General features: G+C 64.0%; 12 protein-coding genes. 5 read left to right on the top strand and 7 right to left on the bottom strand.

Features of this window, described 5'->3' with window-relative positions; translation table 11 throughout:
* A partial coding sequence (locus AC1D1P_RS05350) for an IclR family transcriptional regulator domain-containing protein (protein ID WP_477672307.1) occupies positions 1-210 on the top strand: 210 nt, incomplete at its 5' end.
* A gap of 61 nt (positions 211-271) precedes the next feature.
* A complete protein-coding gene (locus AC1D1P_RS05345) occupies positions 272-619 on the top strand; it encodes a hypothetical protein (RefSeq protein ID WP_477672306.1) in 348 nt (115 codons plus the stop codon).
* 85 nt (positions 620-704) lie between these two features.
* Here the strand turns inward: AC1D1P_RS05345 and AC1D1P_RS05340 are convergent, their stop codons facing one another.
* Both AC1D1P_RS05340 and AC1D1P_RS05335 read right to left on the bottom strand, forming a co-directional pair.
* Positions 705-1,862: a formyltransferase family protein gene (locus AC1D1P_RS05340; RefSeq protein ID WP_477672305.1), complete on the bottom strand. Its 1,158-nt coding sequence runs from the start codon at positions 1,860-1,862 to the stop codon at positions 705-707.
* Positions 1,863-1,950: 88 nt separating this feature from the next.
* Entirely contained in the window at positions 1,951-3,111 is a 1,161-nt protein-coding gene (locus AC1D1P_RS05335; RefSeq protein ID WP_477672304.1) for an aminotransferase class V-fold PLP-dependent enzyme, read from the bottom strand.
* A gap of 318 nt (positions 3,112-3,429) precedes the next feature.
* Between AC1D1P_RS05335 and AC1D1P_RS05330 the strand changes: the two genes are divergently transcribed.
* The 3 genes from AC1D1P_RS05330 (at position 3,430) to AC1D1P_RS05320 (ending at position 7,655) form a co-directional block, all read left to right on the top strand.
* The gene (locus tag AC1D1P_RS05330; RefSeq protein ID WP_477672303.1) at positions 3,430-4,947 is read left to right on the top strand and encodes a sensor histidine kinase; all 1,518 of its coding nucleotides are present in this window, start codon (positions 3,430-3,432) and stop codon (positions 4,945-4,947) included.
* The gene (locus AC1D1P_RS05325; RefSeq protein WP_477672302.1) at positions 4,944-5,630 is read left to right on the top strand and encodes a response regulator; all 687 of its coding nucleotides are present in this window, start codon (positions 4,944-4,946) and stop codon (positions 5,628-5,630) included. The genes AC1D1P_RS05330 and AC1D1P_RS05325 overlap by 4 nt, the downstream gene beginning before the upstream one ends.
* Before the next feature lie 81 nt (positions 5,631-5,711).
* Positions 5,712-7,655, top strand: coding sequence for a potassium transporter Kup (locus AC1D1P_RS05320; RefSeq protein ID WP_477672301.1), 1,944 nt, complete (start codon positions 5,712-5,714; stop codon positions 7,653-7,655).
* 296 nt (positions 7,656-7,951) lie between these two features.
* Here AC1D1P_RS05320 and AC1D1P_RS05315 read toward each other — a convergent pair whose 3' ends face one another.
* The 5 genes from AC1D1P_RS05315 to AC1D1P_RS05295 form a co-directional block, all read right to left on the bottom strand.
* Entirely contained in the window at positions 7,952-8,329 is a 378-nt protein-coding gene (locus AC1D1P_RS05315; RefSeq protein ID WP_457282846.1) for a YciI family protein, read from the bottom strand.
* Positions 8,330-8,431: 102 nt separating this feature from the next.
* Entirely contained in the window at positions 8,432-9,094 is a 663-nt protein-coding gene (locus tag AC1D1P_RS05310) for an HAD family hydrolase (RefSeq protein WP_477672300.1), read from the bottom strand.
* Entirely contained in the window at positions 9,091-9,945 is an 855-nt protein-coding gene (locus tag AC1D1P_RS05305) for a metallophosphoesterase (protein WP_477672299.1), read from the bottom strand. Before AC1D1P_RS05305 ends, AC1D1P_RS05310 begins: the two co-directional genes overlap by 4 nt.
* A gap of 49 nt (positions 9,946-9,994) precedes the next feature.
* The gene (locus AC1D1P_RS05300) at positions 9,995-10,291 is read right to left on the bottom strand and encodes a hypothetical protein (protein WP_457282841.1); all 297 of its coding nucleotides are present in this window, start codon (positions 10,289-10,291) and stop codon (positions 9,995-9,997) included.
* 86 nt (positions 10,292-10,377) lie between these two features.
* The coding region (locus AC1D1P_RS05295) for a 7TM diverse intracellular signaling domain-containing protein (RefSeq protein ID WP_477672298.1) at positions 10,378-12,017 on the bottom strand (1,640 nt) is incomplete at its 5' end.

Below are 12,017 nucleotides of genomic sequence, written 5' to 3'. Positions count from 1 at the left end.
GAAGTGGCCAGTGTGGCGGCGCCGGTGTTCGGCCTTAACTGGCGATTGCTGGGGTCCATCTGCATCTCGGGCCCGAGTGCGCGGCTGTCAAAAACCAAACTGATGAAGCACGCAAAGAGTGTCATCCGCGCGGCGAACCAGCTGTCGTATGCGCTCGCCGGAAGCAAGTCGGCCCATACGCCGCGGGCGGTTTCGCGCTGGCATCCTTGAAGGCGGCTTGTCAGCCGTCTTGGGGTTCGCCTGAAAAAAGAGATGGTGCCTGGGGGCGGACATGGCCCTGGAGGATGACTTGCATCAAGGCACGGTTTTCTCAATCGACTGCTTCCTGCTCAACCAGACGCCTGATCTTCAACGCTTTCTCAAAGTGGTCCAGCCGGTGCGTTTGGATCCACCATTTTGCGGCCTCCATCAGGAGCTCCGGGTTGTCATTCTTGTTGGCAAAAAACGCGTAGAAAGACAGGCCGACGTTTTCGCCTTTCTCTTTGATTTTGTTTTCGCAAACATCGATTATTTTCTGTTTCAAATGGGCACGCAATTGGCCTCCTCACGTCTTCGCCGACATCTTGAACGCCAAAGCAAGATAGTCATGAACATGCTTGCCCGTGATGTCTTCAACTGATGCCAATTTGATGTGGCGACGGAACTTGCCTTCGCCGTTACTGCCACCACTCTCAGCCACCACGCCGGACAAACCGAATCTCAGCTCACTTGCCGGAAACCTGCCGCTCCCCCAGCGCAATATCCAGCATCATCTCGCTGGCCAGCGTGCCCAGCTCTTTCTGCAATGCCTCCACCGACAACTTGGCCGGCACCAGCAAATGCGCCTCGACCTTGAAGGTCTGTTTACCTGAGACGCCGCTGCGCACGATGTCGGTGTGAATGCTTTCAATGCTGATGCCGCGCTCGGCGAGCATTTTCGTCAGGTTGCTGACGATGCCCAGGCGGTCTTCGCCTACCAGTTCGAGTTCAAACACGCGCAGGGCCGCGGGGGTGTTGGCGCCGTCGCTTTTGGCGACGACCACTTGCAGGCCGCTGGACTGCAGGCCGCGCAGTGAGTTGGCGAGGTTGTCGGCGTTTTCGCGCGGGACTTCGAAGTGGACCATGCCGGCGAATTCACCGGCCAGGCGTGTCATGCGGCTGGCGGCCCAGTTGGCGCCGAAGCGTTGGGCTTTGTCGGCCAATGCGCTGACGATGCCTTGCCGATCAGTGCCGACGATGGAGACGACCAACGATGTGTTGGCGGATGAGATCTCTTCGGTCAGCACCACGGCCTTGCGCAGCATGGGGGCGCGGGTGGCGAAGGCCGGGTCTTGCACGTCGGCGGGCAGGCTGCCTTGCAGACGGGCGTGGTGCACGACTTTGCTGAGCAGCGCCAGGCCCATGGGCGCCAGGGCACGCTCCCACAGTTCGCGGGCGGTTTCGCCTTTTTTGACAAAGCACCAGTCTTGCGCGGCGATGGCGCCGGCGTCCCAGCCGTCGGCCAGGTGGTAAACGGAGCCGCCGGCAATCGGGTCGCCTTCCAGAATGGTCCATTCAACGGCTGCAATGCCGCGGTGGCGTGGCAGCAGCGAGGGGTGGTAGCCGATGCCGCCCAGGCGGGAGCGTGCGAGTGCGTCGTCGCTTACGCGGGCATGCGTGTGCGCGGCGATGATGAGTTCGGTGCCTTCGGCAATCGCCTCGCCGGGCACGATCTTGGGGTTGGCCAGCACGTGCACGGGGATGCCGGCGGCGCGGCCGGCAATCGCCAGCCGGTCGTCCTCGGCGGGGGCGACGATGCTGGTGAACTCAATGCCTTCTTCTTTGCGAAGCGCCTCAAACACCGAGGCTGCGAAAAAACGGGAACCGACCAAAGCGCATTTCATTGATACGTCTCTTCAGGAATAAATGGATTGATAGAACGGAAGGAAGAAATAAAAAAGGGAGCCGAAGCTCCCGATGAGAAACAGCCGCTCAGGCCGCGACAGCCTGGCGCGCCTTCTCGGTCAGGCCGATCTGGTCGAGCGCAGCGGCAAGCTGGCCGACGGTGCGGTCAGACTGGTGCCACTTCTCGAGGCCAAACAGGCCGACGCGGAAGGTCTTGAAGTCTGCGCCCTCGTCACACTGCAGCGGCACGCCGGCGGCGGTTTGCAAACCTTGCGCAAGAAATTTTTTGCCTGACTGGATGTCGGGGTCTGTGGTGTAGCTGACGACCACGCCCGGGGCCTTGAAGCCTTCGGCGGCCACGCTGGGCAGGCCGCGGCTTTCAAACAGTTTGCGCACCTTGGCGCCCAAGGCTTCCTGCTCGGCCTTCACTTTGGCAAAGCCGTAGTCTTGCGTTTCTTTCATGGCGGCGCGCAGGCGCGTGAGGGCGTCTGTGGGCAAAGTGGCGTGGTAGGCATGGCCGCCGTTTTCATACGTTTCCATGATCTGCATCCACTTCTTCAGGTCGCACGCAAAGCTGGAGCTGGCGGTGCCGTCTATCGCGGCGCGGGCGCGTTCGCTGAGCATGACCATGGCGCAGCAGGGTGAGCTGCTCCAGCCTTTTTGCGGGGCAGAGATGAGCAGGTCAACGCCGGTGGCCTTCATGTCGACCCACATCGCGCCGGAGGCAATGCAGTCGAGCACAAAGAGGCCGCCCACGGCATGCACCGCCGCGGCCACGGCCTGCAGGTAGCTGTCGGGCAGGATCATGCCGGAGGCGGTTTCGACGTGCGGGGCAAAAACGAGTGCGGGCTTTTCCTTGGCGATGGCGGCGACCACATCGGCAATGGGTGCGGGTGCCCAGGGAGCTTGCGCGCCGGGGCCGGTCTGTTTGGCCTTGAGCACGGTGTGCGACGCGGGGATGTGGCCCATGTCAAAGATTTGCGTCCAGCGGTAGCTGAACCAGCCGTTGCGGATGACCATGACATGCTTGCCTCCCGCAAACTGGCGGGCCACGGCTTCCATGCCGTAGGTGCCGCTGCCGGGCACCAGGGCCACGGCGTGCGCCTTGTACACGTCTTTGAGGATGCGCGAGATGTCGCTCATCACGCCCTGGAAGCTTTTTGACATGTGGTTGAGGGCGCGGTCGGTGTAGACCACCGAAAACTCGAGCAGGCCGTCAGGGTCAACGTTGGGGAGGAGTCCGGGCATGGTGTTGTCTCTCAAATCGTTATTAAAAGTCGGGCAGCCAGCTTAACAGGATGAGGCGATTTTGGCAGTGGGGTTATGTGTGGTCGCGGGAGGCAACAAGGAGCGGAAAGGCTGTACTGCGGGGGTCTATCCGCTATTAATTTCATAGCTGCTTACGCAGGTTCCTATTGGGCTGCAGGCACTTTTTATAGGCAAAAGTTGATACAAGTCAAGAATTCCGGGGTTTTTGATGCCCCTGGACACGCCATACCCGCCTGCACACCTCGCCAAGCCTTCCTGATGCAATCCTGATGCGGCCGATGGTACGCTGGGCTTCTGATGATGAAAGCTGCTGAACCCACACCCGCCACCGGCACAAGTTTGCGCCACTGGGCCATCGTGGCGCTGCTGCTGGCGGCCGCCACCGTCGGCGGGCTGCTGCTTGACAGGCAGGTCACGATTGCCAGCCAGGCCATGCTGTATGTGCTGGTCGTGGTGGTGGTGTCTTACACCATGGGCTGGAAGGAATCGGTGGCCTCGGCGCTGGTGGCCGTGACGGCGCTGAACTTCTTTTTTGTGCCGCCGCGTTTTACCTTTGAAGTGGAGAGCCGGGATCACCTGATTGCGATTTTCAGCATGCTGCTGGTGGCGCTGGCCATCAGCCACCTGTCTGCGCGGCTGCGGCGCGAGACGGCCGTGGCGCAGCTGAACGAACAGCGCGCGCGCCAGCTGCAAGGCCTGGCCACGCAGCTTTCCACCGCGGCAACGGCACACGACATTGCCACCCTGGGCCAGGCGGCGCTGGACGAAGCCTTTGAAGGCCCCTGCCTGCTGGGCACGCTGCAGGCCGGGGGCGAGCTGTCGAACGCGGCGGTGCTGGAGTCTTCGGTGCTGGACGGCATGAAGTGCTGCATGCGCGAAGCGGCCACGCTGGGCCCCGGCACCGGGCGCTGGCCAGGACTGAACGCCTGGTACCTGCCGCTGGGCGACAAGGTGCAGATGCACGGCGCCGCGCGGGTAGAGCCCGCACCGGCACACGACACCGGCGGGCGCGAACATGCCGAAGCACTGTGCGCGCTGCTGGGGCAGGCGTTGTGGCGGCTGCAGCTCAGCACCTCAATGCAGGCGGCGCAGGGCGAGGCACAACGCCAGCAGGTGCAAAGCACCTTTCTGGCGGCCATTTCGCACGACCTGCGCACGCCGTTGGCAACAGTGGTGGGCGCGGCATCAGCGCTGCAGACGCAGGGCGACAAGCTGGCCGCCGCCGAGCAGGCGCGGCTGCTGGCCAGCATTGTGAGCGAGGCCTCTTACCTTTCGACCGTGACGGAGAACACGCTGCAACTGGTGCAGCTTTCCAACACCGCGCAGCCGCCGGCGCGGCAATGGGAGTCTCCGGAAGAAATTGTGGGCACCGTGCTGGCGCGTGTGCGCAAGCGTGACCCGGAGCGCCGCATCACCTCGACCGTGCAGGCCGGGCTGCCGCTGATCAAGGCCGACCCTGTGCTGCTGGCGCAGCTGGTAGACAACCTGCTGGACAACGCGCTCAAGTACAGCACCGGCGCGATTGCGCTGTCGGTGGAGGCCAAGGGCAACACGCTGCGGCTGGCGGTAAAGGACAGCGGCCCGCAGATTGCAAAAGACAAGTACGAGGCCATCTTTGCGCCCTATGCGCGCGGCGACCAGTCTGGCCCGCGTGGCGCGGGCCTGGGCCTGGCGCTGTGCCGCGCCATTGCAGAGGCGCACCAGGGCCGGCTCTTTTTATCGTCGCGCCGTGATGTTGGCGAATCGGGTGAAGGCAATGTCTTTACCCTGACGCTGCCGATTGAGGCCCAGCAACCCGCCGGGATGCAGCCATGAGCCTGCGCCTTCTGGTGGTGGAAGACGACCGCGACCTGCGCGAGCTGATGCGCGCGTCGCTGTCGGTGGAAGGCTTTGAGGTACAGACGGCCGTGTCGCTGAGCGAAGCCGCCGCGCTGGTGCGCAACGACCCGCCCGACGTGATTGTGCTGGACCTGGGCCTGCCCGACGGTGATGGCGCTGAGCTGGTGCAGGAAGTGCGGCGCAAGCATTCGCTGCCCATCCTCGTGGTGTCGGCCCGCCACCAGGAGGCGCAAAAAATCAAGCTGCTGGACGCGGGCGCCGACGACTACCTGACCAAGCCCTTCAGCGTGAGCGAGCTGCTGGCGCGCATACGCGTGGCGCTGCGCCACCGCGGCACGGCCCTGGCCGCGGCCGTAACGGTGCATGAACTTGATGGTTTGCGTGTGGACCTGACGCTGCACACCGCGCAGCTGCACGGCGAGACCCTGCACCTGACGCCCACCGAGTTCAAGCTGCTGGCGCGGCTGGTGCGCAGTGCGGGCCGCGTGGTGACGCACCGGCAGCTGCTGGCCGACGTGTGGGGGCCCGAATACACCGAGCACGTGCATTACCTGCGGCTGTACATGGCGCAGCTGCGCGCCAAGATTGAGCAGGAACCGGCCGAGCCCCGGCATTTACTGACCGAAACCGGCGTGGGTTACCGGCTGGCGACGGACTGAAAGCCCCTGCTTAAGCCCACTTATGCTTTCCTGATGCTGTCCCGCCGACAGTGAAACCTTGTTCACTGAGGGATGGAATGTATGGGAAATGTCGCAACGACTGCGAATGCTGCTGCAGAGGGCCAGGCCACAGCCGCCAACAACACAACACGTAAAAAAGGCCACCGCGAAGGCGTGGCGGCGCTGACGCTGGGCGCGCTGGGTGTGGTGTACGGTGACATCGGCACCAGCCCGCTTTACACCATGAAGGAAATCTTCAGCCCCGCCACGGGCGTGCCGCTGGATGCGGCGCACCTCATAGGCGCGGTGTCGGTGATCTTCTGGGGCCTGATGATGATCGTCACGCTCAAGTACATCCTGCTGATCTTGCGGGCCGACAACAACGGCGAAGGCGGCATCATGGCGCTGACCGCGCTGGCGGCCAAGGCGGCAGGCCACAACCCGAAGGCGCGCACCGCCCTGCTGCTGACGGGCGTGCTGGGCGCTTCGCTGTTTTACGGCGACAGCGTCATCACGCCGGCGATCTCGGTGCTCAGCGCGGTCGAAGGCCTGGAGGTGGTGACGCCCGCGCTCAAGCCCTATGTGCTGCCGGTGTGCATGGCGGTGCTGGTGGGGCTGTTTGCGGTGCAGCGTTATGGCACGGGCCTGGTCGGCAAGCTGTTTGGCCCGGTCATCGTGCTGTGGTTTGGTGTGCTGGCCTTTACCGGCGCGATTGAGATTGCGCAGCAACCCGGCATATTGGCCGCGCTGAACCCGCTGAACGCCATTCGCTTTTTAAGCGCGCAGGGCTGGCACATGTTTGTGGCGGTGGGCGCCATCGTACTGGCCTTTACCGGCGCGGAGGCGCTGTACGCCGACATGGGCCACTTCGGCAAGCGGCCCATCCAGTTTGCCTGGGGCGGCCTGGTGCTGCCGGCGCTGGCGATTAACTACATGGGTCAGGGCGCGCTGCTGATGCGCGACCCGGCCGCGCTGGAAAACCCGTTTTATCGCATGTTTGCCGAAGCGTGGCTGATTCCCGCCGTGGTGCTGGCCACGCTGGCCACGGTGATTGCATCGCAGGCTGTCATTTCGGGGGCTTATTCAATGACGCGGCAGGCCATACAGCTGGGCCTGCTGCCGCGCATGAGCGTGCTGCACACCTCGGCGCGCGAGGCCGGTCAAATCTACATGCCGGGCGTGAACTGGCTGCTGCTGGCCGCCGTGCTGGCCACGGTGCTCGGCTTTGGCAGTTCGTCGGCCATGGCCGCGGCTTACGGCATTGCGGTGACGATCACCATGCTGATCACCACCTTGCTGACCTTCTTTGTCATACGCCAGGGCTGGCGCTACCCCTTGCCGCTGGCGATTGCGGCGACAGTGACTTTTGTGGCGGTTGACCTGCTGCTGGTGGTGTCGTGCATGCTGAAGTTCATGCAAGGCGGCTGGTTTCCGCTGGTGCTGGGTGTGGCGATCTTCACCGTGATGGCGACGTGGCGGCGCGGGCGCGAGCTGCTGGTAGAAAGCATCCGCCACGACGACCCGGAGCTGTTGCCCTTTGTGACGGCGCTGTCGGGCGACAGCGTGAACCGCGTGCAGCGCACCGCGGTGTATGCGGTGGCCAACCCCGACACGGTGCCGCAGGCRCTGATGCACAACCTCAAGCACAACCAGGTGCTGCATGAACGCAACCTGATCCTGACGGTGGTGTTTCATGAAGTGCCGTGGATACCGTTTACCGAGCGCGTGCAGGTGCAGCCGCTGGCACCGGGTTTCTGGCGGGTAGAGGTGAACTACGGCTTCAAGAACACGCCCGACATTCCGAAAGCGCTGGAGCTGTGCAAGGCCCAGGGCCTGCCCATCAACCTGTTCGAGACCTCGTACTTTTTGAGCCGCGAGATCGTGGTGCCCACGCGCGGCTCGGGCATGGTGCACTGGCGCGAGGCGCTGTTCGCCCTGATGTCGCGCAACGCAGGCAGCGTGGCRGGGTTTTTCAGGCTGCCCAACAACTGCGTGATTGAGCTGGGRACGCGGGTGCAGATTTGAGCTGAGCGGGGTCGGCCGTCGCCCGCGTGGCGCGTCGGTGGCCTGCGGGAGCGATGGATGGCACTATCAATTTAATAGCTGGTCGCGCAGATTCCCATTGGGCTGCAGGCACTTTTGATGCTTGAAAACACCTGTTTTTGGCGCTTTTTGGCGCTCAAAAGGCACTCAGCCGGTTTTCAGTTCACAAGAAAACGCTATCAAAACAATAGCTGCTTGCGCCCGTTGTTATTGGGTCAGAGGCCTTTTTTGTGCCTGAAAATGGCCCAAAAAGGCCGGCCAGGCGCCAGCCAGCCGCGTCAGGCCTTGCCGTCGTACTGCTCAAAGAAATCGATGGGGTGCATGTCGATGCGCCAGCCGGCCTGCTCGCCCAGCGTGGCGGCAGGGTGCAGCGAGGCGGTTTTCACGGCTTCGTCCGGGTTGGCAGCGTCTATGATGAAAAAGCCGCCCACCAGCTCCTTGGCTTCGGTGAACGGGCCGTCGATCTTCTGCGTCTTGCTGCCGCGCGGCTGCAGGCGAATGGCGGGTTCGCCCAGCGAGGCGCTGACGCGCAGCTGGCCGGTGGCCTTGAGCTGGGCGTCTTTGGGCGGGCACTGGCTGACCAGGGCCTGCATGTCGGCGGGCGGCATGGCGGCGAATTCGGCGGGGTTGTAATAGGCGAGGCAAAGGTATTTCACGGTGTTTCCTTCAAAAAGTGGTTGCTGACACCTCTACGACGAATGGCTTCGACCGGAATCGACCGGAATCGACATCTTTTTTGGCAAAAAAACTGCGGCGCTTCAGGCCAGCAGCGCGGGCAGATCGGCCATGGCCGTGAACACATGCACCGCACCGGCAGCGCGCAGGGCTGCGGGCGCGTCGTGGCCCAGCTCGGGCGGGCTGTAGCCAAACACCGTGCAACCGGCCGCCACGCCGGCCGTGACGCCGGTGACGGTGTCTTCGACCACGGCGCAGCGCTTCGGGTCTACCCCCAGCGCGGCGGCGGCGGCCAGGTAGACATCCGGGAAAGGCTTGGAGCGTGGCAGCTCGTGCCCGCTGAAGATGTTGCCCTCAAAGAATGGCATCAGGCCGCACTTTTCCAGCTGCAGCTCGACCTTGAAACGGTCGGCGCCGGACGCGCAGGCGATGCGGCCCTGGTAGGCCGTGTGGATCTGGCTGACGGCCTCGACTGCGCCATGCACAGCCAGCAGCGACTCGACCAGGGCTTCGTTGCGGCGGGCGCGAAACTCCAGCATCCACGCTTCGGTCAGCGGCTTGCCGGTGTGGGCTTCGATGGTGGCGGCTTCGTCCTTGACGGCCTTGCCGACAAACATGGCCATGCATTCGGCCGAGCCGAGCTTCCAGCCGAGCTCTTCGAGCATGTCGCGGAGCACGCCGTTGGTCAGTGGCTCGCTGTCGACCAGCACGCCATCACAGTCGAATAACACCGCCTCGAATTTCATGGTTCTCTTTCATGGCCCGCTTGCGGGCTTGTGCCACCCAGGGTGAACAGCACCCATTCAGGCCGCATATTAAAACGCACCGGCAGGATACTGACGCCGAGCCCGCTGGTGATGTACATGCGATTGTCGCCGTGCGCCACCCAGCCGTGGGCCCATTCGCGCGGGCCGGCACCGGGCACCACGGGCGGGCCGTAGAAGGGAATGCTGACCTGGCCGCCGTGGGTGTGGGCGGCCACGATCAGGCCGCGCACCGGCGGCAAGTCAAACAGGCTGGCCGGCTCGTGCATGAAGACCAGCGCCTGCGCGCCCTTGGGCACCTTGCTCATCGCCTTGGCCGGCTGGGAGTGGCCGGTGTAGTCGTCACCCACGCCCACCACCCAGACGGGCGTTGCGGATGCCCCAGGTGGCACGGGCAGAGGCACGGCGTCGTTCTCGAGCACCGTGATGCCCGCACGGGTGAATGCCGCGGTGAATTTTTCGCCGTCGTGCCACCAGTCGTGGTTGCCCATGACGGCGTAGACACCCAGCCGGGCTTTCAGCCCGCCCAGCACCTGGGCGATCTCGTCTTCGGGTGTGGCGGCGGTGTCGGGCTTGTAGTCGCGGTCGGCAATGAAGTCGCCGGGCAACAGCACGACGTCGGGTTGGGCGGCATTGATCTGCGCCACGATGTCACGCGCACGCTCTACCGTCATGACGCGCCACAGCGGGCGTTTGGTGAAGTGCCAGTCGGACGCAATGGCCACTTTCAGGCCGGGCGGCCCTTTCCAGTCCGGAACGGTTTCACTGATCTCGCGGTGCGCGACCCAGCGCGGTTCGATGATGACGACCCATGTGCCCAGCAACAAAATCACCGGAACCAGAACGCAGGCCCAACAAGACCTTTGCAGTTTTACCAGGCGCTCATAAACGGACATCAACACCCGCTTCGTTCACGGCCTCCATCACGCCGGTGCTGTGTGGCGCCAGGCCGTAAGCGCGCAGGTTTTTGCGCAGCTCGGTGGCATCGACTTCGTTCCAGGCCAGGCCGCAGTCCATGCAGGCATGTGAATGCTGGTTCTGCAAAAGCACCGGCTTGCCGACAAGGGAGCGCAGCAAGCCACGCAAGGGATAGAACCGCTCCGCTTCGAAATTTCCGCGCACCACCTTGCGGCTGCTGCAGCGCAGGCAATACATGCCGCGCACGGTTTGATTGAACATTGGTGCTCCCCGCCCAGTTAAGGCTACCGCTCACATGGTACCAACGGTCCGCCGTGCAAACGGAGCCGGAGCTCCTGGCGGGCGGTTCATTGCAACTGGCCAGGTGTGGAGCCGAAACGGCGCACGGGAATGGAGTCGCCATCGGCTTCGGGCGGACTCAGGAAACGGATCGCGCGCTGGGCCTGGTCATCCTCCACCATCAGGCCCTGCAACGCTGCGTCGAGCGCCGCAAAGTCTGCGACCTCGCTACGGCGGCTACCCACCGCCACGGTGAACCGCAGCGCCATGGAGGTGGGGTCGTCGGTATCACGCATCAGCCCCAGGGCCACCAGCCGGGACAGACGAGCCCTGAACGCTTCACCCGGCATCACGCCCTCCATCACGATGCCCAGCATGTTGCGGCCAAGCCGCCCCACAGTGTCGAAGTCGCGCGTGATGGTGCGTACCAGCCGCACGCTGCGGGCCAGCAGTTCTTCGGCCTCAACGATGTTCAGCCTGTCCGGGTCGGCCGGCTCCACAGAAACATAGATGATGGCCAGGTCACGCTTCAGCTCCGGCGCGGCGTTCCAGATGCGGGCCGCGCGGTCGCGAAAGGTTTTCCTGTTAAGGAAACCGGTGAGCGGATCGTGCTCTTTGGCCGCCTGCTCGCGCACTGTATCGGCGTGGCGCAGACGGCTCCAGGCGTTGATGCACAGCATCATGACCACCACCTCCACCAGGGCAGCGGCGACCGGAGTTTCGCCGGGCAACCAGGGCGCGTTGATAAGCCCCGAGCTTTCGGYAAGGGCGAGGGCCACGCAAACAAGGTAGGGCAGGTACACCAGCAGCCAGTAGCCGCCGAAGGCCACACCACGCCGCCAGGCACGCCATGCGCAGGTGATGGTGAAGGCAAAAACGCTGAGTGTGATGGCGTGAAACATCGGCACCATGCGGTCATACTGCTCAACGAAGGGGCTGGCCGTCATGTACACGAGGCACAGCGCAACCAGCGCGCGCGCCATGCGGTGAAAGTTCCGTCCCTGCAGCCCGCCGAAGATGGACCGGGTGAACTGGAGGTTGAAGGCCAGGGCGCCCATCACAGACAACACAATCGCGTGGCTGGCAAAGGTTGTGGCGTGGGGCCACAGGTAACGCTGGGCCGCGCCGGTGTAGCAGAGGGTGGCCATGACGGTAAACACAAGGTAGCCGGCATACCAGGCATAGGTGCGGTCGCGATAGGCCAGCGCCATCTGGGCGCAGAAGAGAGCCAGCGTGATGATCACCCCCAGCTGCAGGCCCACCCACAACATCTGCACCACATCTCGCCGGGACGCCTCTGCCGTACCTACCAGCACGGGACTCAGATTGACGGGCAAGCGATGTACCACGCGGACAAAAATGTCCTGCGCGTCCGCGCCGGGCTGCGGCAACGGAAAACGCGGCCGCAGCGAATCGACAGGCCACCGCACATGCGCCACAAAGTCCCCGGCCACAGCCATGCGCCATGCACCGCCCGCATCGCGCTGAAAGAACTCATACCGATCCACGATCACGGTGGGAAATTCCAGCAGCCAATCGGTGCCATTCACCACACCCCCCGGCGCCAGCGTCATGCGCAGCCAAAGCGGCGAGGCCGCACTCACTGCATAACGCTTGCCGCTCACCAGGGGCTTGAAGAGCGCGGCATCCATGGCCGCAACCTGCGCAACGGTGGCGCTTGCGGGCAAGCCTTCGAGCACCTGCAGCG

Source organism: Polaromonas sp. P1_E1_2, assembly GCF_056406035.1.
This window is presented reverse-complemented; position numbering and strand designations above follow the sequence as displayed.